We start from the raw sequence: 17,222 nt of genomic DNA, 5'->3' as shown, positions 1-17,222 counted from the left end.
GAAGGGGAGCGGCTCCCCCACGCCGGACGCCTCGACGGCGGGCGCCTGCCGGTACGTATCGATAGAATTCAGGCATGGGAGAGCGGCCTGCGACGCCGACTGCGCCCGAGCTCGTCCTGGAGACCGATCGCGGCTCCACGGTGATGAGTCCGAGCCGGGACTACCACGTGGGGCGCGACCCCGACAGTGACATCGTCATCGACGACGACCGGGTCTCCTGGCACCACGCGATCCTGCACGCCGAGGACGGCCACTGGACGATCGAGGACGAGCACAGCACCAACGGCACGTACACCGCGGGCCGGCGCGTCCACGCCTCCGACGTCGCTGCGGGCAGTGAGATCCGCTTCGGCAATCCGAGCGACGGGCCGCGCGCCGTGCTGCTGGGCCGGGAAGCTCCCGCGCCCTCCGCCGAACGCCCCTCGGCCGTGTCGATGCCCGCGGCGACCGGCACGTTCCGTCAGCCGACGACGGTTCGGCCGCTGCCCGCCAGGACCGTACGGATCGGACGCGACGCCGGGAACGACCTCGTCATCGACGATCTGGTCGTCTCGCGCCACCACGCCGAACTGCGCGCCCTGGCCGACGGCCGTCACGAGATCGTCGACCTCGGCAGCCACAACGGCACCTTCCTCAACGGCCAGCCGGTCGCCCGCGGCCCCGTCGGTCCCGGCGACATCGTCGGTATCGGCCACTCGGCGTTCTGCCTGGTCGGCGACGTTCTCCAGGAGTTCGTGGACACCGGTGAGGTGTCGCTGGACGTCCAGGACCTGGAGGTGACGGTCGGCCGCGCGGGCAAGGGCGGCAAGACCCTGCTGGACAAGGTCTCCTTCCCCGTCGGCGAGAAGTGCCTGCTCGGCGTGGTGGGGCCCAGCGGCGCGGGCAAGTCCACCCTGCTCAACGCACTCACCGGCCAGCGCCCGGCCGACCGGGGCACCGTGCTCTACGACGGCCGTGACCTCTACCGGGACTTCGCCGAACTGCGCCAGCGCATCGGCCTCGTACCGCAGGACGACATCCTGCACGCGCAGCTGACCGTGCGCAAAGCCCTCGGGTACGCCGCCGAGCTCCGCTTCCCCCAGGACACCGCGAAGGCGGAACGGCAGGCACGGGTCACCGAGGTGATCCAGGAACTCGGCCTCGAACAGCGCGCCGACCAGCCGATCCACTCGCTCTCGGGCGGCCAGCGCAAGCGGGTGAGCGTGGCCCTGGAGCTGCTGACGAAGCCTTCGCTGCTCTTCCTGGACGAGCCGACCTCGGGGCTCGACCCCGGGATGGACCGCTCGGTCATGCACATGCTGCGCGGACTGGCCGACGACGGCCGTACCGTCATCGTGGTGACGCACAGCGTGCTGAGCCTGGAGGTCTGCGACCGGCTGCTCGTCCTCGCGCCCGGCGGACGCATCGCCTACTACGGCCCGCCCGAGGACGCTCTCGCCTTCTTCGGTTTCGAGGAGTGGCCGGAGGCGTTCGAGGCGTTCGAGAACGACCGCGGTCGCGACTGGGCGAGCACCTACGCCGGATCGCCCTTCCGCCGTCAGTACATCGACAACGCCACGGCCCAGCCGCATCTGCCGGCCGCCGCGCCCGGAGCACTGGTCGCGCCTCCGCCGAAGACCCGCTCCTGGGGTGCGCAACTGCGCACCCTGGTGCGCCGGTACGCCTCCGCGCTGAGTGCGGACCGGACGTTCCTGATCATCATGATCGCGCTGCCGTTCGTCATGGGCGCCATGGCCCGCGCACTGGCGGGCAGCCGGCTCACCCAGGAGACGGCGATGAACGCCCTGCTGATCCTGTGCGTGGGCGGAGTGCTGACCGGAGCGGCCAACGCGGTACGGGAGTTGGTCAAGGAACGGGTGATCTACCAGCGCGAGAGAGCCGTCGGCCTGTCCAGATCCGCGTACCTCATGTCGAAGATCGTGGTGCTCGGGACCATCACCGTCCTCCAGGCCGTGGTGCTGACCCTGGTGGGCCTGGTGGGCGTCGATCTCGGAGCGCCCGGCGGCGAAGGGGTGTTCCTGCCACCGCTCGTGGAGATCACGCTGGCCGTGGCCCTGCTGTCCTTCACCGCGATGATGCTCGGCCTGCTGGTCTCCGCACTGGTGCGCAAGGAGGAGGTGACGATGCCGCTGCTCGTCCTCCTCGCGATCGTCCAGGTCGTCTTCTGCGGCGCGCTGCTCAAGCTGCACGGTGTCCCGGGCGTCGAGCAGTTGTCCTGGCTGGTGCCGTCGCGATGGGCGCTGGGCGCGATGGCCGGGACGATCGATCTGGCCCGGATCGTGCCGGGCGAGCTGACCTCCGATCCGCTCTTCGAGCACTCGGCGGGGATCTGGCTGCTCAACATGGGCATGATGGTCGTCCTCTCGCTCGTCTTCGGATACGTGGTCGCGAAACTGCTGAGGCGGCACGAACCCGCGGTCATGCGGAAGTGAGGTGGTTCCATGGCGACCCCGACCCCGGAGTTCCGCCCCACGCACGTCGTCCCGCCGGACGGGCTGCCCGCGTGGGAGTCCCCGGACGTCGCCCGTCCCACCGATCCGCTGGACGCACTGCTGCCCGTGGAGGTGCGGGACCGGCGCGGTGACTGGGCGTACGTCGCCTGCTCCAACGGCTGGTCGGCCTGGGTCGACGGCCGCCTCCTCGTCTCCGTACCGCGGACGCCCCCGGCCCCCGGGGCGCCGCTCGCCCGCACCGCGGACCCACGACCGCTGCTGGCCAGGGTGGAGGAGTCGCTGAGCCGGTACCGCCGGGCCGCCCAGGACCTGGCCGAGGGCCGCAGCGACGGGGAGGGCTTCCGGCAGCGGACCCGGGGGCTGCGGGTCGGGATGGTGGTGGACGGGGAGTCGGTCTGGCTGTACGACGCCGAGCACGAGCGGTGGGTCTACTGCGACGGGGACCGGCTGAGCACGTACGCGGCGGAGGCCGGCCCGGGAGTGGCGGCGCCGGCATCCGGGGAGACGGACGCCCCCGCGCCGTCTCCGGCGGCAACCGGCGAGGAACCGGAGCCGGTAGGTGCGGTCCCGCCCGACGGCCCCGAACCCACCCGCGTGGTCACACCCGACCGCCCCGAGCCCACCCGCGTGGTCACGTCCGAAGCGCCGGAGGCAACCCGCTTCGTGCCCCCCGAAGGACCCGAACCCACCCGCATAGCCACGCCCGACGACCCCGAACCCACCCGTGCAGCCGCACCCGACCGCCCCGAACCCACCCGCGTGGTGACGCCCGAGGCCCCCGAACCCACCCGGGCGATCCCCCTCGCCGGGCCCGACGGACCCGCCGGCGGCGGGCCGTCGGCCGATGCGGGGCGGTGACGGGCGATGGCGCCGCCGCCTCCCCCGTCGCACGATGCCTCGGTGCCCACCGGTCGCGAGGACGATCTCGTGGGAAAGCGGATCGCGGGCTATCTCGTGGAGGCCGAGATCGGCCGCGGCGGCATGGCCGTCGTCTACCGCGCCAAGGACCTGCGACTGGACCGGACCGTCGCGCTGAAGCTGCTCGCCCCCGAGCTGGCCCGCAACGACACCTTCCGGCAGCGTTTCACGCACGAGTCCCGGGTCGCGGCCGCGATCGACCACCCCCACATCGTGCCGGTGTTCGAGGCGGGGGAGACGGAGGGGCTGCTCTACATCGCCATGCGCTTCGTCGCGGGTGCGGATCTGCGCGTCCTGATCGACCGGCGCGGGCCGTTGGACCTGACGGCCGCCGTCCGGATCGCCGCCCAGGTCGCGTCCGCGCTCGACGCGGCCCACGACCACGACCTGGTGCACCGGGACGTGAAGCCGGGCAACATCCTGGTGGCGGCGGGCACCGACAGCGACCATCCCGAGCACGTGTACCTGACGGACTTCGGGCTGACGAAGAAGTCGCTGTCGCTGACCGGGTTCACCACGGTCGGCCAGTTCGTCGGCACTCTCGACTACGTGGCGCCGGAGCAGATCTCCGGTCGTCCGGTGGACGGGCGGTGCGACGTGTACAGCCTCGCCTGCGTCGTCCAGGAGAGCCTGACCGGAGCTCCGCCCTTCCGGCGGGACGACGACATGGCGCTGCTCTGGGCCCACCAGTACGACCCGCCCACCCCGCCGAGCGGGCTGCGGCCCGGACTGCCCGTCACCGTCGACGGCGTACTGGCGAAGGCGCTCGCCAAGTCGCCGGAGGACCGGTACGAGACCTGCCTGCGGTTCGTCGCCGCCCTGCGGGCCGCGGCGGCGGGCATCGGACCCGGCGAGCACCCGCCGACCCGGGTGGACGCACCGGCCGGTTCCGGGCCGGCCGGACCGGAACCGCCACCCGCCCCGCCGCGCTGGGCCGCCCCGGTGTTCCCGGGAAGGGGCTGAGCGCGGCAGCGGCGCGCGTTCAGGTCCCGGCCCCGGGAGGCCGTCGGCCCGGATCCGGCTCCACGACCTCGCCGCGCCGGTGCACCCGGGTGGCCGCGAGGCCGCCGAGGAAGCCGGTGACCAGACCCCACAGCACCGCGAACCCGAGCGCCGTCCACAGTCGCGGACGCAGCGCCACCTCACCGCCGAGTGCCCCGCCCAGATCCCCGAGGCCCAGCAGGGACAGCCCGTAGTGGGCCGAGATCCGGGCGGCGAGGCAGATGAACAGCACGGTCAGGGTGAGCGCCACCGCCATGTGGACCGCGTGCTGCCACAGGCGCGTCCGGGCGGGCGACCGGGCCGCCATCAGGAACGCGGCGGCCGACACCAGCACGGCGACGACGACCACGAGCCAGCGGACACGCCCGTCCTGTTCGGCCAGGGTGCTCAGGTTCAGGGTGGAGAGATCCGGGGTGCGCAGGACGGTGTCGAGCACCTGGGGCACGGGCAGCCCGAAGGGGCCTTCGACCTTGCCCTCCCAGGAGGCGCCGAGGCCCAGGGTGAGCGCGAGCCAGACCAGGTTGGGCAGTCCGAGCAGGAGCACCGCGGCGGTTTCGGCGGGGTGCCCGCGCGTGATCATCACGACGATACCGGCGATCACACCGAGCGCGACGCACGCGAGGAGCAGCGCGACCATGGCGAACGCCGCCGGACGCACGGCTTCCTGGAAGCGCAGCAGCCGGGCGGGCAGCGGCGCGCCGCGCGAGACGATCAGGGCCAGCACGAGGACCCCGGCCAGCCACAGCAGCCCGAGGACCAGGGTGAGGGGGATCTCCGCCCGGAATCCGATCCGCGGGTCCTCCCCGAGGAGGTCCCCGGCTCCACCGCCGGTGAGGTCCTCGGCCGAGAGGGTGAAGGTGTGCCGGGCGACCAGCGAGAGGACGAGCAGCGCGACGATCCACAGGGCGGCGACGCGGCCCGCCCAGCCCGCCAGCTCGCGGGCTTCGGCGACAGCCCGGTGGTGCAGCGGGCGGAGGAAGCCCCGGGCGACGAGGAGTGCGCCGACCAGGGTGACCGAGAGGGGCAGGACCGAGAGGTCGGCCTGCGTCCCCACGAGGGAACCGGCGTCGCCGGACAGCCCGACCGAGCCGCCCGCCGCCATCACCACGACCGCGGCGACGACGGCCGGGAAGGCTCCGCCTGGCAGCCCGGTCGCCCCGGCGGCCCACAGGCCGAGCGCCGCGGTCACCACCATGGCCAGCACACCGGTGAGGACCGCCAGGAGCGCCTGGCGCCAGCCGTGCGGGGTGCGTGCGCTGTTCTCGTCGTTGCTCGCGCGGACGTTCACGCCCTCACGCTAAGCAGGGACCGGACGCTTCGCTCCTCGGGGAAACGGTTCGCTCCTCCGCTTGCGGGGACTGCCGGGGCGGAGCAGACAATGGTGCGAAATGCCCTGGATTGCCACCTCTTGTCCCCGGCGCGTTCACGGGGCGGGCGAAGCTTCCGGGGCGGGTCCCGACAACGGGGAGCAGAGCCCGTGAGTGTCCAGCCACCGCCATCCGGCCGCCCCACCGGGCCTCCGTCCGGCCCGCTCTCGGGCCCCTCGGATTCCGGCCCCACCCCGCCTCCTCCGACCGTTGCGGGCCCGCCGTCCGGCCCGCCCAGCGGCGGCGACCACGGCCCGAACGGCCCCGGCGGTCCGGGCGGATCCGGCGGATCCGGCGACGGGGGCGGTTCCGGTGCCTCGGGCGGTGGTCCCGGCGGTCCGGGCGGCGGTTCGGGTGCCGCACCCGGCCCCCGCCCCGACCGTCCCTGGTGGCGTTCGGTGCCCCGGATCGCGGCGATCGCGACCGCCCTGGTCGCCGCCGTGGTGCTGGTCGTCGTGCTGACCCGGCCCGACGGCGGCGGGTCGAAGGAGGGCGGCGAGGTCTTCCTCCAGGCGGCGGGCGAGTCCGGGCCGGATCCGTTCACCGAGTCCACGGCGGAGGACGACACGCCCGAGCCGGGGACCGCGAGCCCCTCCGTCGCACCGAGCCCGTCGAAGACCGGCGCGCAGGTGGCACGCGGCGTGGACGGGGCCGCCCCGGGGCTGTACGGGGGCACGCGGAAGGTCGCGAGCTGCGATGTGGAACAGCAGGTCAAGGTGTTGCAGGCGGCGCCGGACAAGAACCGGGCGTTCGCCTCGGTCCAGGACATCGAGCCGTCCGACGTCCCCGGCTATCTGCGCGGGCTCACTCCCGTGACGCTGCGCATGGACACCCGCGTCACCAACCACGGTTTCCGGGACGGCGAGGCCGACGCCTATCAGGCGGTGCTCCAGGCGGGTACGGCGGTCCTCGTCGACGACCGGGGCGTCCCCAGGGTGCGGTGCGCGTGCGGGAACCCGCTGCTGCCGCCCGTCGCGCAGGAGGACCCGCGGCAGACGGGCGAGGCGTGGCCGGGCTACCGCGCTTCCGACGTGGTCGTGGTGGAGCCGTCGAAGAAGCCGGTGAAAGAGTTCGTGATGGTCGATCCCGAGAACGGCGACTGGTTCAAGCGGCCGGCGGGCGACACGGGCGACGGGGACAAGAAGACGGACCCGCCGGGCGACGCCTCCGAGTCGCCCTGCCCGCCCGGCTCGGACCCGTGCCCGGCCTCGCCCGGGGACACCACGTCGGAGCCCGCGCCGGATGACCCGACGCGGCCCGGTGAGGACCCGGCGACCTCGGAACCCCCGCCGGACGACCCGGCGACCCCCGAGCCGCCGCCCGACGACCCGGGCACCGAGCCCGCGCCGGAGAACCCGCCGGGCTCGCCCGACTCGCAGTCCGCGCCGCAGCCGCCCGCCCCGGGCACCGGGGCTCCGCAGGACCCCGGTGCGGGGACGGCCCCGCCGGGCGCACCGGCCTTCGGCTGAACACGCCGGGCGGTGTGTCTGATCCGTCTCGCGGACCAGGGCGGACGCCGCCCCCGCCTCAGCCCCCGCCTCAGCCCACAGCGTCGGGCCGGCGCTCCACCGGCGTCTGGGGCCGGGCCCCGGCCTTGGCCCCCGCACCCGTTCCCGTACGCACTCCGGCGGCCGAAGCGGCCGCGTGCAGGGAGCGCAGGGCGACCAGCAGGAAGCCGATGTCGTCGAGATAGACGGGGTCGGGCAGCAGGTCGACCGGTGACACGGTGTAGACGACGGCCGCCCAGAAGAGGGCCTTGCTGCGCAGCGGGATCCCGGCGTCGACCAGCAGCTTCCGCGCCTTCACGACGCGAAACAGCAGCACGGCTGCGAGGGCCAGCATGATCAGCGCGGCCGCGGCGCCGAGAACGAGCCAAGCGGTGGTGTCCATGGCTCATCGTGTACCCACTCGTTCCCGGCTCACGAACATCGCTCCGGGCGGCACCGGCGCACAGCGGCACGCGTCAGGCCGCACCGCGTCCCCGTGCTTCCGCCCGCCGGCGGGTGCGGCGCTTCAGGGCGCGGCGCTCGTTCTCGGACAGGCCGCCCCAGATGCCGGAGTCCTGGCTGTTCTCCAGGGCCCACTCCAGGCAGGCGGCCTGGACGGGGCAGGCCCGGCAGACGGCCTTGGCCTCCTCGGCCTGGACGACCGCGGGTCCGGTGGTGCCGATGGGGAAGAACAGGTCCGGGTCCTCCTCGCGGCAGGCGGCGTGCAGGCGCCAGTTCTCCGTGCTGCTCAACTCTGCTCACTCCCGAATGTCGTGACGTCGTGACGAGGGTCGTGACGTCGTAAGTCGGTTGCCGTACGTGTCTTCCGTGCGGGTGACCGGCGATCGACGCCTCAAACACGTATCGGACCGACGGCAACGGACACCGCGGCGCGCAGGGCCCGCTACTTGTGCGGGGGGACCGGGGGGCGGTGCAGGGCGAGGAGGGCCTGATCGTCCTGGATCCGGCCCCCGGTGTGATGGCCGACGTCCTCGATCAGCAGGTGGAGGATCTGCTCCGGGGAGGCCGGGCAGCCGGTCGGCGCGCGGTGATGGACGAGGGCGGGCAGCCGCACGGCCGCGTCGTAGAAGACCCCGGACTCGTCACGGGCCTCGGTGACCCCGTCCGTGTAGCAGATGAGGGTGGCGCCGGGCGGAAACGGGAACGTGTCGACCGGGCACGACCAGGTCCCCAGATCGCTCATGCCGAGCGGGGGCGCCTCCTCGGAGGGTTCCAGGACGGTGGCCCGGCCCTGGGCGTCCAGGAGCACCGGCGGCGGATGCCCCCGGTTGACGACGCGGACGACGCCGAGGTCGTCGGCGAACTCGACGATCAGGGCGGTGGTGAACCCCTCGTCCCGCTCCTGGCCGCCGCGCCTGTCGGCCTCGCGCTGGAGCGCCCGCTCCAGCGCGGCGACCAGGCCGGGCAGGTCCTCCGCCTCGTCCGCCGCGTACCGGAAGGCGCCCAGGTCCGCGCAGACCGCGCGCACCGCGCCCAGGCCCTTGCCGCGGACGTCCCCGACCATCACGCGCACCCCGTGCGGGGTGTCCTGCACGACATAGAGGTCGCCGCCGATCGTGGCCTCGGTCTCGGCGGGCACGTACCGGGCGGCGATGTGGAGCTCCCCCAGGCGTGAAGGGGGCCGGGGCAGGACGGCGCTCTGGGCCACGGCGGCGATGTGGCGGGCGCGCCGGGTCCGGGCGTCCCGGCCCTCCAGGGAGCGGTTGATGAGGACGGCCAGCACGGTTACGGCCAGAAGGGTGAGCTGGTTGGCGATGCCGCGCTGCCAGCCGAAGGTGCCGTCGTACCAGGCGAGGATCGCGTGGACGGTCATGGCGAGCACACCGACGGCGATGATGCCGCGCAACCTGAGCAGGGGCGCTGCGGCGACCGGAGCCGCGATCAGCAGGGGCGCCGAGGTGACGTCCGCCGGGGTCAGCAGGTCCAGCACGACGCCCAGCACGATGACCCCCAGAGGGATCCACTTGGCCTTGCGCTGCTGCACCACTCCCCCACGCTGTACGGGCCCGGGGCCCGGCGCATCCCGGCGGCGGGCGGCCCCGGTCACTCCGGCAGCGGGCTGCCGGGGCCCGGCGCGGCGGCGCACGCGGCGTCGAGCCGGATGCGGTGGGCCGTCACGGCCTCGGGATCGTCGATGACGTCGACCCGGACGCCCGGGGTCTCCAGCACCGCCTGGTCCCCGATCTCGGGTGCGGGCACCCGGAGGAGGTGCAGGGGCGGTACCCCGGTCAGGGGGTGCGGTGGGTGGTCCAGGGGCACCACCTGGACGGTGACACGCCGTTCCCGCATCGCCTCGGCCAGCGCGGCCCGCTGCCCCGCCATGGTCTCCCGGTCGCCGACCCGCGTGTGGAGGGCCGCGGCCGGGAGCAGCGCCCACAGGGCGGCCCCGCGCTCGCACAGCCGCCGGCGGCGCTCGCGCAGCAGCTCGACCCGGCGTTCCCGGCGGGCGGGGCTGTCGTCGGGGTACTGGGTGCGGTAGAGCGCGGCGGCGTAGGCGGGGGTGCGCAGCAGTTCGGGCACGAGCGCCGGGTGCCAGGTCCGCACGAGGCTCGCCGAGGACTCCACGCCGATGACCTCCTGCTGCCAGGCCTCCATCGTGTCCCGCCAGCGGTGCCACCAGCCGGGCAGGTTCGCGGCCGCGAGCCCGGCCATGATGGGTCCGGCCACGGCGGGCGGCACGCCGTAGCAGCGCAGCAGTTCGCCGACCTGCCGGGCGTCGAGTCCGGTCTCCGCGCGTTCGATCCGCCGTACGGTGGCGGGGTGCGCGTCCAGCGCCTCGGCGGCGGCCCGCAGGCTGACGCCCGCGCGTTCCCGCAGTATGCGCAGGCGGACGGCGAGGACGCGGTGTTCCACCGTGGGGCCGGACCGGGCTCGCATGCGGCTACCTCTTCCGTCGAGCCCCGTGGCGGAGCACTGCACACTCTGTCGCTTGCAAAGTATGTGTTTTGCGTCGAGAGTGCATACATGTCGGAAATAGTCAGTTGCGCGGAGCGTGCCCCCGATGACGGAGGTGTCCGAGGTGCCCGAGGAGCACACAGCTGGTGGGTTCCCCGATTGCCCGGTGGCGTGCCGGAGGCCCGGCACCGGGTCCAGGAGGCGATGCGGGCCTGGGGCGAACCGGCCGACCGGATCGAGGCGGCGGCTCTGATAGTGACCGAGCTGGTCACCAACGCGGTGCAGCACACCAGCACCCGGCGGATCCGCTGCCGGCTCCTGCGCTCCGCGGAGGGCGTGCGCATCTGCGTGTGGAACCGCGGCCGGGCCCGGATACCGGCTCCGGCCTCCCCGGCCGACGCGGCGGGCCTGCCTCCCGGCGGGGCGCCGACGGCCGGCTGCCCCGGCGCCGACGACGCGCTCGACCACCTCTCCGAGGGCGGCAGGGGCCTCCTGCTCGTCGACGCGCTGGCCGCCCGCTGGGGTACCCGCGCGGCACTGGCGGGCCGGCTCGTCTGGGCCGACCTCTGAGCGGCTTCCTTCAGCGCCGCCCGCTCCCCCGCCCGGTCAGGCGGGAGCCGTACGGCACTCCGGGTGGCCCCAGCCGTTCGGGTTCTTCGCGATCGACTCCTGGGCCGCGTACGGCCTTCCGCAGTGGCAGCGGCCCGCGAAGCGCGCCTTGATCGTGCCGCTGGACCGCCCGCCCCGGGAGGCGCGCCCGGCACCCCGCCCCTTCGCACCGCCCGCGCCCGACGCCCCGGACGCTCCCGTGCCCCCCTTCGTGGACCGGGCGGGCGCGGGGACCGGCAGCGCCGTCGCGCCGTGCGCGGTGCCGGCCGGGACCTGGGTCACCGCCACCTCGCTCGCCGCCTGGTCGGCGATCGCGTTGAGCGGGTCGCCGTTCACCTGGTGGGCGGGAACGTAGCGGAACGTCACCGTACGGTCGGTGAGCAGGGCGTCGATCCGGGTGACCAGTTCACGGTTGGCGACGGGCTTGCCGCCGGAGGTCTTCCAGCCGTTGCGCTTCCAGCCCGGCAGCCACTTGGTCACGGCGTTCATGGCGTACTGCGAGTCCATCCGCACCTCGACGGGCACCGCCGGGTCGGTGGACTCCAGCAGCTGCGCCAGTGCCGTCAGCTCGGCCACGTTGTTGGTCGCGGTGCCCAGCGGCCCGGCCTCCCAGCGCACGGGATCGCCCTGCGCGTCGGCGACGACCCACGCCCAGGCGGCCGGCCCGGGATTCCCCTTCGACGCCCCGTCACACGCGGCGATGATGCTCTCGTTCATCCCTCGATCATGCCAGCCCCGCATGACCGCTCCGGCCGCCCGCGCGAGGGACCCGGCACCCGGGGCGGGACCGGGCCGCGGCTCGCCGTGCCGCCGCCGGCCTTGACCTCAAGCAAACTTCAGGTCCTAGCGTTCTCCGTGACCCCGGGGCCGCACGGCCGACGGGGATCCGCAGGCCGTCGGACGATCCGGGGGCCACCGATTCCGGAGCACTCCATGGACATGGAAGTCACCGCGTGGCAGTCGCTGCACAGCGCGATGAACGCCCAGCAGGACCGCCGGCCCTTCTCCCGGGCGTCCTTGCGCCGCATCCTGCTCTTCGCCCGGCCCCACCGACGGCGCATCCACCGCTTCCTGCTGCTGAGCGTCCTGACCGCGCTGCTCGCGGTGGCCACGCCCCTGCTGGCCGGGAAGGTCGTCGACGCGATCGTGAACGGTGAGGACACCGGCACGGTCACCCGGCTCGCCCTGCTCATCGCGCTCATCGCCGTCGCCGAGGCCGGTCTCGGGCTGCTCACCCGCTGGCTGTCGGCGACGCTGGGCGAGGGCCTGATCCTGGACCTGCGCACGGCCGTCTTCGACCATGTGCAGAAGATGCCGGTGGCCTTCTTCACCCGGACCCGGACGGGTGCCCTGGTCAGCCGGCTCAACAACGACGTGATCGGCGCGCAGCGGGCGTTCAGCAACACGCTCTCCGGGGTCGTCTCCCACCTCGTCACCCTGCTGCTGACGCTCGCGGTGATGCTCACGATCTCCTGGCAGATCACCCTGCTCGCGCTCGTCCTGCTCCCGGTGTTCGTCGTACCGGCCCGCCGGATGGGAGCCCGGATGGCCGGACTCCAGCGGGAGGCGGCCGACCACAACGCCGCGATGGGCACCCAGATGACCGAGCGGTTCTCCGCCCCGGGTGCGACGCTCGTGAAGCTCTTCGGGCGGCCTTCGGACGAGTCGGCCGAGTTCGCCGCCCGCGCGGACCGGGTGCGTGACATCGGCGTCCGAACGGCGATGGCCCAGACGGCGTTCATCACCGCCCTCACCCTGGTGTCCGCCCTCGCGCTGGCCCTGGTCTACGGGCTCGGCGGCTTCTACGCCCTGCGCGGCAGCCTGGATCCGGGGGCCGTGGTGGCGCTGGCGCTGCTGCTGACCCGACTGTACGCGCCGCTCACCGCCCTCGCCGGAGCCCGGGTGGAGGTGATGAGCGCGCTCGTGAGCTTCGAGCGGGTCTTCGAGATCCTGGACCTGAAACCGCTGATCGAACAGAAGCCGGACGCCCGCCGGGTGCCCGAAGGGCCGGTCTCCGTGGAGTTCGACGGGGTGTCGTTCGCCTACCCCACCGCCGAGAAGGTCTCCCTGGCCTCGCTGGAGGAGGTCGCCACGCTCGACGAACGGGGCGGCACGCCGGTCCTGCACCAGGTGTCCTTCCGGGCCGAACCGGGCCAGACGATCGCCCTGGTGGGCTCCTCCGGCGCGGGCAAGTCCACGATCGCGCAACTGCTGCCCCGGCTGTACGACGCGGACGCCGGTTCCGTACGGCTGAACGGTGTCGACGTACGCGACCTGAGCGCCGACTCGATCCGGGACACGCTCGGCATGGTCACCCAGGACGGGCACCTCTTCCACGAGTCGGTGCGGGCCAACCTGCTGATCGCCCGGCCCGACGCCTCCGAGGACGAGCTCCGTGACGCGCTGCGCCGCTCCCGGCTCGACGCTCTGATCGCCTCGCTGCCCGACGGGCTCGACACCGTGGTCGGCGAGCGCGGCTACCGGCTCTCCGGCGGGGAGCGCCAGCGCCTCACCATCGCCCGGCTGCTGCTGGCCCGTCAGCGGGTCGTGATCCTGGACGAGGCGACCGCGCATCTCGACTCCACCTCGGAGGCGGCCGTCCAGGAGGCGCTGGCCGAAGCCCTGTCGGGCCGGACCGCCCTGGTGATCGCCCACCGGCTCTCGACCGTGCGGGCGGCCGACCGGATCCTGGTGCTGGAGGCGGGCCGGGTCGTCGAGAGCGGCACGCACACCGAACTGCTGGCGGCCGGCGGACGCTACGAGGAGCTGTACCGCACCCAGTTCGAGCAGCCGTCCTCCGACGGGGAGCGGCCGGTCCAGCCGGTGGGCTGACGCCGGACCCGGGACCGGGACCCGGGACCGGCGCCCCCGCCCGCACGCGCCCCCGCCCTCACACCCGTAGCGAAGCCGTCCGGCCGGACCTCTCCGGCCGGACGGCGTCAGCGCGTGCCGTTGCGGGCGAAGGAAGGGCGCTCGGCGGTCCGCAGCCGCCGCAGGGCGTGGCCGCCGCAGCGGCGCCACTCCCTCGGCGACACCCGCGGGCGGTGCCCGTTGGTGACGAGCGCGTTCACCGAGGTCATCGGGTCCGCCGCCATGGTCTTGGCCAGCAGGACGCCGACCACCAGCGGGAGCAGCGTGACGGCCAGCGCCGAACCGGCGGTGGTGACGTGCTCGATACGGGGGCGGCGCGGCGCTGGGGAGGTCATACGGCCATCGAACAGCGGCCCGGTGGCCCGGACCATCGGGGAACGTACTCAGACTCCTGGGACCGGCATACTCAGACGCCTGCCGGGGGACGCTCACAGCGGCCGGGCACAGGGCTTCCGGCCGGTCGCCGGACCACGGAAGGACCGTCTCGATGGATCACAGCCGAAGGGACGCGGGCGAGGGTCACGGGAGTCCGGCCGCGGCCGTGTTCGACGCGCTGGGCGCGGAGTACGAACGGGCCTTCGCCGCTTCGCCCGCCCACCGGGAGTCGCTGGAGCGGCTGCTGGCGGATCTCGCCCCGGGCAGCCGCGTGCTGGATGTGGGCAGCGGGACGGGCCGACCGACGGCACAGACCCTGGCGGAGGCGGGGCACCGGGTGCTGGGCGTCGATGTGTCCGGGGTGATGACCGCGCTGGCCGCCCGGCAGGTACCGGGGGCGGAGTTCCGGTGCGCCGACATCCGCGACCTCCCGCTGGCGGAGGGCGCGTTCGACGCGGTCTGCGTGTACTTCTCGCTGCTGCAGCTGGAGCGCGGCGAGCAGGCCGGCCTGCTGGAGCGGCTCGTGCGGTCGCTGCGGCCCGGCGGACGGCTGGCCGTCGCGACGGTGCCGGTGGACGTCGCGGGGGCCGACGCGGTGTTCATGGGGCAGCCGGTCCGGGTCTCCAGCTTCCGCGCCGAGGAGTTCACCGCCCTGATCGCGCGGTCGGGGGCCGCCGTCGACTGGACGCACAGCGCGCTGTTCACCCCGGACCACCCGGCGGGGGAACCGGAGCCGCACCTCTTCGTGCACGGCCGGCGTATCTGACGCCGCAGGCTTACCTCTCGAAACTCTCCACCCATTGGCTATCACAAAGAACAAGCCGAATGAATGACCTGGGTGGCGCATTTGTGGTGCTTCACGAGAAGGTAATGCGATAGCAAAGTTCTGGTCGATATGCTCAGCTGTAGTCGTATCCGCGCGGAACGGCCGGAGCGGGCCTCATGACGGCTGCCGTCCGGCAAACCACAAGGTGAGGCACCCTTCACCCTTTCCGAACACGCATACGGATACAGCCAGCGCATTCGTCAATATGACCCGACCACACCGCTCCCCGGCGCCGCCGGATGCAGGAGGCAGGCCACCATGCAGTCCCTCGTAGAACACGCCCGGACATTTCCCGAGCACGTCGCCGCGAACGCAAAGGAATTCGAACGCCTAGCGGACGGCCAGACCCCCGAAGCACTCTTCGTCACGTGCTCGGACTCACGTGTCGTTCCCTCGCTGATCACCGGCGCCCGCCCGGGTCAGCTCTTCGAACTCCGCACCGCGGGCAACATCGTTCCGCCGTATCCGGGCCGGGAGCGGCCCACCGGCGAGTCCGCCACCATCGAGTACGCCCTGCGCATGCTCCGGGTGCGCGACGTCATCGTCTGCGGACACTCCCACTGCGGCGCGGTCGGCGCGATCCTCCGCGGCGACGACCTCTCCGCCATGCCCGCCGTCCGCCACTGGCTCGACCACTCCACCGACGGCCGGACACCCCCCGCCGGCGCAGGTGACCTCCCCGGCGCGGTCCAGGCCCACGCCCTCGCCCAGCTCGACACCCTGCGGGGCTACCCCGCGGTGCGCGAGCGGCTCGCCGACGGCTCCCTGGGCCTGCACGCCTGGTACTACGAAGTCCACACCGGCTCCGTCAGCGTCCACCGACCCGAACGCGGCACCGCGTTCGCCCGCCTCTGACGGCTCTCCCTCCCCCCACTTCACCGCGCCCGGCCCCGGGCCCGGCGCGACCGTACCCACAAGGGAAGCCATCGTGATCTCCGCGAAGGAACTCAAGAACCCCCACGTCGTACGACGTGACCTGCTGGCGTCACTCGTCGTCTTCCTGGTCGCACTGCCGATGTCCATCGGCGTCGCCATCGCCTCCGGGGTACCGGCCGAACTCGGTCTGGTCACCGGAATCGTCGGCGGTCTGGTCGTCGGCTTCCTGCCGGGCAGCAGACTCCAGGTCAGTGGTCCGACCGCCGGACTCGCCGTGCTCGTCTACGAGGCGATCACGGAGTTCGGCCTCAGCACGCTCGGCCCGATCGTGCTGGCCGCCGGACTGCTCCAGGTGGCGCTGGGCCTGGCACGCGTCGGCCGCTGGTTCCGCGCCATCTCCGTCTCCGTCGTCCAGGGCATGCTGGCCGGCATCGGCCTGATCATCGTGCTCGGCCAGGTGTACGCCATGGCCGACACCGAACAGCCGGGCAGCGGCCTCGCCACGCTGGCCGGACTCCCGGGTCTCGCCGTCGAGATCGTCACGAACCACGAGGCCCTGACCGCGTTCGGCCTGGGTGCCGGAACGCTCGCCGTGCTGCTGCTGTGGCCGAAGCTCCCGGCGAGGGTGCGCCTCGTTCCGGCGCCGCTGGTCGCGGTCGTCCTGGCCACCGCCGTCGCCGCCCTGGCCGGGCTGCGGCCGGCGGTGGCCGATGTGAACGGACTCCTGCAGGCCATCGATCCGCCCGGCGGGGCGGAGTTCGCCCGGCTCGCCGATGTGGCGGTCATCGGCACGGCCCTGGCCATCGCCCTCGTCGCCTCGGCCGAGAGCCTGTTCAGCGCGGCGGCCGTCGACCGGATGCAGGACGGACCCCGCACTCACTACGACAAGGAGCTGATGGCCCAGGGCGTCGGCAACACCCTCTGCGGGGCGCTCGGCGCGCTCCCGATGGCCGCGGTCGTCGTCCGCAGCACCGCCAACGTCCAGGCCGGGGCGACCACCGCACTCTCCCGGATCGCCCACGGTATGTGGCTGCTGCTCTTCGCCGCGCTGCTGCCCGCCGCCGTCGGAGTCATCCCGCTGGCCGCGCTCGCCGCGGTCCTGGTGCACGCGGGGTGCAAGCTGGTGCCCGCCAGGGACTTCGGCCCGCTGTGGCGCGAGCACCGCGGGGAGGCCGTCCTGTTGGCGATCACCACGATCGCCATCGTGGTGACCAATCTCTTCGAGGGGGTCGTGCTCGGCCTGCTGCTGGCGGTGGTCAAGTCGGCCTGGGAGACCTCGCACGTCCAGCTGACCACCCACGAACTCACCGGCGGACGGGTCGTGGTGACCCTCACGGGGAACGCCACCTTCCTCCGACTGCCGCGCATCCTGGAGCAGTTGGAGAAGCTCCCGCAGGACCAGCCCACGGAGCTGGACCTCACCGGGCTGCGCCACCTCGACCACGCCTGCCGGATCGCCCTGGAGAACTGGGCGCGCCGGCACAACCACGCGGAGACCGAACCGGTGACGATCCGCCAGTAG

Annotated in this window: 16 protein-coding genes; 9 read left to right on the top strand and 7 right to left on the bottom strand. The window is 73.5% G+C overall.

Annotated elements, in window-relative coordinates; all coding sequences use genetic code 11:
- Positions 1 to 74 precede the first annotated feature (74 nt).
- Genes KME66_RS31915 through KME66_RS31905 form a run of 3 tightly spaced genes read left to right on the top strand, consistent with a single transcriptional unit; the run spans position 75 to position 4,334 of the window.
- A complete protein-coding gene (locus tag KME66_RS31915; protein ID WP_216328478.1) occupies positions 75 to 2,432 on the top strand; it encodes an FHA domain-containing protein in 2,358 nt (785 codons plus the stop codon).
- Positions 2,433 to 2,441: 9 nt separating this feature from the next.
- On the top strand, positions 2,442 to 3,311 hold the full coding sequence (locus KME66_RS31910; RefSeq protein ID WP_216328469.1) for a hypothetical protein: 870 nt from the start codon (positions 2,442 to 2,444) through the stop codon (positions 3,309 to 3,311).
- 6 nt (positions 3,312 to 3,317) lie between these two features.
- Positions 3,318 to 4,334, top strand: coding sequence for a serine/threonine-protein kinase (locus KME66_RS31905; protein WP_073224108.1), 1,017 nt, complete (start codon positions 3,318 to 3,320; stop codon positions 4,332 to 4,334).
- A 19-nt stretch (positions 4,335 to 4,353) separates the two neighbouring features.
- Here the strand turns inward: KME66_RS31905 and KME66_RS31900 are convergent, their stop codons facing one another.
- Positions 4,354 to 5,661: a streptophobe family protein gene (locus tag KME66_RS31900; protein ID WP_216328467.1), complete on the bottom strand. Its 1,308-nt coding sequence runs from the start codon at positions 5,659 to 5,661 to the stop codon at positions 4,354 to 4,356.
- 189 nt (positions 5,662 to 5,850) lie between these two features.
- Between KME66_RS31900 and KME66_RS31895 the strand changes: the two genes are divergently transcribed.
- Positions 5,851 to 7,209, top strand: a complete 1,359-nt coding sequence (locus KME66_RS31895; protein WP_253208529.1) for a DUF6777 domain-containing protein — start codon at positions 5,851 to 5,853, stop codon at positions 7,207 to 7,209.
- Positions 7,210 to 7,279: 70 nt separating this feature from the next.
- Here the strand turns inward: KME66_RS31895 and KME66_RS31890 are convergent, their stop codons facing one another.
- From KME66_RS31890 to KME66_RS31875, 4 genes are all read right to left on the bottom strand, one after another.
- Entirely contained in the window at positions 7,280 to 7,630 is a 351-nt protein-coding gene (locus KME66_RS31890) for a YkvA family protein (RefSeq protein ID WP_216328465.1), read from the bottom strand.
- Between the two features lie 73 nt (positions 7,631 to 7,703).
- Complete coding sequence (locus KME66_RS31885; RefSeq protein ID WP_216328463.1) at positions 7,704 to 7,979, bottom strand: WhiB family transcriptional regulator; 276 nt, start codon at positions 7,977 to 7,979, stop codon at positions 7,704 to 7,706.
- A gap of 152 nt (positions 7,980 to 8,131) precedes the next feature.
- Entirely contained in the window at positions 8,132 to 9,235 is a 1,104-nt protein-coding gene (locus KME66_RS31880; RefSeq protein WP_216328461.1) for a PP2C family protein-serine/threonine phosphatase, read from the bottom strand.
- 56 nt (positions 9,236 to 9,291) lie between these two features.
- Positions 9,292 to 10,125 carry a Scr1 family TA system antitoxin-like transcriptional regulator gene (locus KME66_RS31875; RefSeq protein ID WP_216328459.1) on the bottom strand — a complete coding sequence of 278 codons (834 nt, stop codon included), beginning with the start codon at positions 10,123 to 10,125 and terminating at the stop codon, positions 9,292 to 9,294.
- Positions 10,126 to 10,302: 177 nt separating this feature from the next.
- Here KME66_RS31875 and KME66_RS31870 point away from each other — a divergent pair, with 177 nt between their 5' ends.
- A complete protein-coding gene (locus KME66_RS31870; protein WP_073224114.1) occupies positions 10,303 to 10,713 on the top strand; it encodes an ATP-binding protein in 411 nt (136 codons plus the stop codon).
- Between the two features lie 36 nt (positions 10,714 to 10,749).
- On the opposite strand, the gene KME66_RS31865 is transcribed toward KME66_RS31870, so the two are convergent.
- Positions 10,750 to 11,469: a ribonuclease H gene (locus tag KME66_RS31865; protein WP_216328457.1), complete on the bottom strand. Its 720-nt coding sequence runs from the start codon at positions 11,467 to 11,469 to the stop codon at positions 10,750 to 10,752.
- 216 nt (positions 11,470 to 11,685) lie between these two features.
- Between KME66_RS31865 and KME66_RS31860 the strand changes: the two genes are divergently transcribed.
- Positions 11,686 to 13,584: an ABC transporter ATP-binding protein gene (locus tag KME66_RS31860; RefSeq protein WP_216328455.1), complete on the top strand. Its 1,899-nt coding sequence runs from the start codon at positions 11,686 to 11,688 to the stop codon at positions 13,582 to 13,584.
- Between the two features lie 107 nt (positions 13,585 to 13,691).
- On the opposite strand, the gene KME66_RS31855 is transcribed toward KME66_RS31860, so the two are convergent.
- Positions 13,692 to 13,958: a hypothetical protein gene (locus tag KME66_RS31855; RefSeq protein WP_073224184.1), complete on the bottom strand. Its 267-nt coding sequence runs from the start codon at positions 13,956 to 13,958 to the stop codon at positions 13,692 to 13,694.
- 152 nt (positions 13,959 to 14,110) lie between these two features.
- Between KME66_RS31855 and KME66_RS31850 the strand changes: the two genes are divergently transcribed.
- The 3 genes from KME66_RS31850 (at position 14,111) to KME66_RS31840 (ending at position 17,222) form a co-directional block, all read left to right on the top strand.
- Entirely contained in the window at positions 14,111 to 14,764 is a 654-nt protein-coding gene (locus KME66_RS31850; RefSeq protein ID WP_216328453.1) for a bifunctional 2-polyprenyl-6-hydroxyphenol methylase/3-demethylubiquinol 3-O-methyltransferase UbiG, read from the top strand.
- 318 nt (positions 14,765 to 15,082) lie between these two features.
- The gene (locus KME66_RS31845) at positions 15,083 to 15,679 is read left to right on the top strand and encodes a carbonic anhydrase (RefSeq protein ID WP_216328445.1); all 597 of its coding nucleotides are present in this window, start codon (positions 15,083 to 15,085) and stop codon (positions 15,677 to 15,679) included.
- A gap of 73 nt (positions 15,680 to 15,752) precedes the next feature.
- Positions 15,753 to 17,222 (top strand): SulP family inorganic anion transporter, encoded by a 1,470-nt coding sequence (locus KME66_RS31840; RefSeq protein WP_216328443.1) that lies wholly within the window; start codon positions 15,753 to 15,755, stop codon positions 17,220 to 17,222.

The sequence above is a fragment of the Streptomyces sp. YPW6 genome, from assembly GCF_018866325.1.
GTDB lineage: Bacteria > Actinomycetota > Actinomycetes > Streptomycetales > Streptomycetaceae > Streptomyces.
This window is presented reverse-complemented; position numbering and strand designations above follow the sequence as displayed.

What these genes read in the sequence shown, in the direction of transcription:
- KME66_RS31915 (WP_216328478.1), top strand. Translation starts at nt 75, where the DNA reads ATGGGAGAGCGGCCTGCGACGCCGACTGCGCCCGAGCTCGTCCTGGAG.
- KME66_RS31910 (WP_216328469.1), top strand. Translation starts at nt 2,442, where the DNA reads ATGGCGACCCCGACCCCGGAGTTCCGCCCCACGCACGTCGTCCCGCCG.
- KME66_RS31905 (WP_073224108.1), top strand. Translation starts at nt 3,318, where the DNA reads ATGGCGCCGCCGCCTCCCCCGTCGCACGATGCCTCGGTGCCCACCGGT.
- KME66_RS31890 (WP_216328465.1), bottom strand. Translation starts at nt 7,630, where the DNA reads ATGGACACCACCGCTTGGCTCGTTCTCGGCGCCGCGGCCGCGCTGATC.
- KME66_RS31875 (WP_216328459.1), bottom strand. Translation starts at nt 10,125, where the DNA reads ATGCGAGCCCGGTCCGGCCCCACGGTGGAACACCGCGTCCTCGCCGTC.
- KME66_RS31865 (WP_216328457.1), bottom strand. Translation starts at nt 11,469, where the DNA reads ATGAACGAGAGCATCATCGCCGCGTGTGACGGGGCGTCGAAGGGGAAT.
- KME66_RS31860 (WP_216328455.1), top strand. Translation starts at nt 11,686, where the DNA reads ATGGACATGGAAGTCACCGCGTGGCAGTCGCTGCACAGCGCGATGAAC.
- KME66_RS31855 (WP_073224184.1), bottom strand. Translation starts at nt 13,958, where the DNA reads ATGACCTCCCCAGCGCCGCGCCGCCCCCGTATCGAGCACGTCACCACC.
- KME66_RS31850 (WP_216328453.1), top strand. Translation starts at nt 14,111, where the DNA reads ATGGATCACAGCCGAAGGGACGCGGGCGAGGGTCACGGGAGTCCGGCC.
- KME66_RS31845 (WP_216328445.1), top strand. Translation starts at nt 15,083, where the DNA reads ATGCAGTCCCTCGTAGAACACGCCCGGACATTTCCCGAGCACGTCGCC.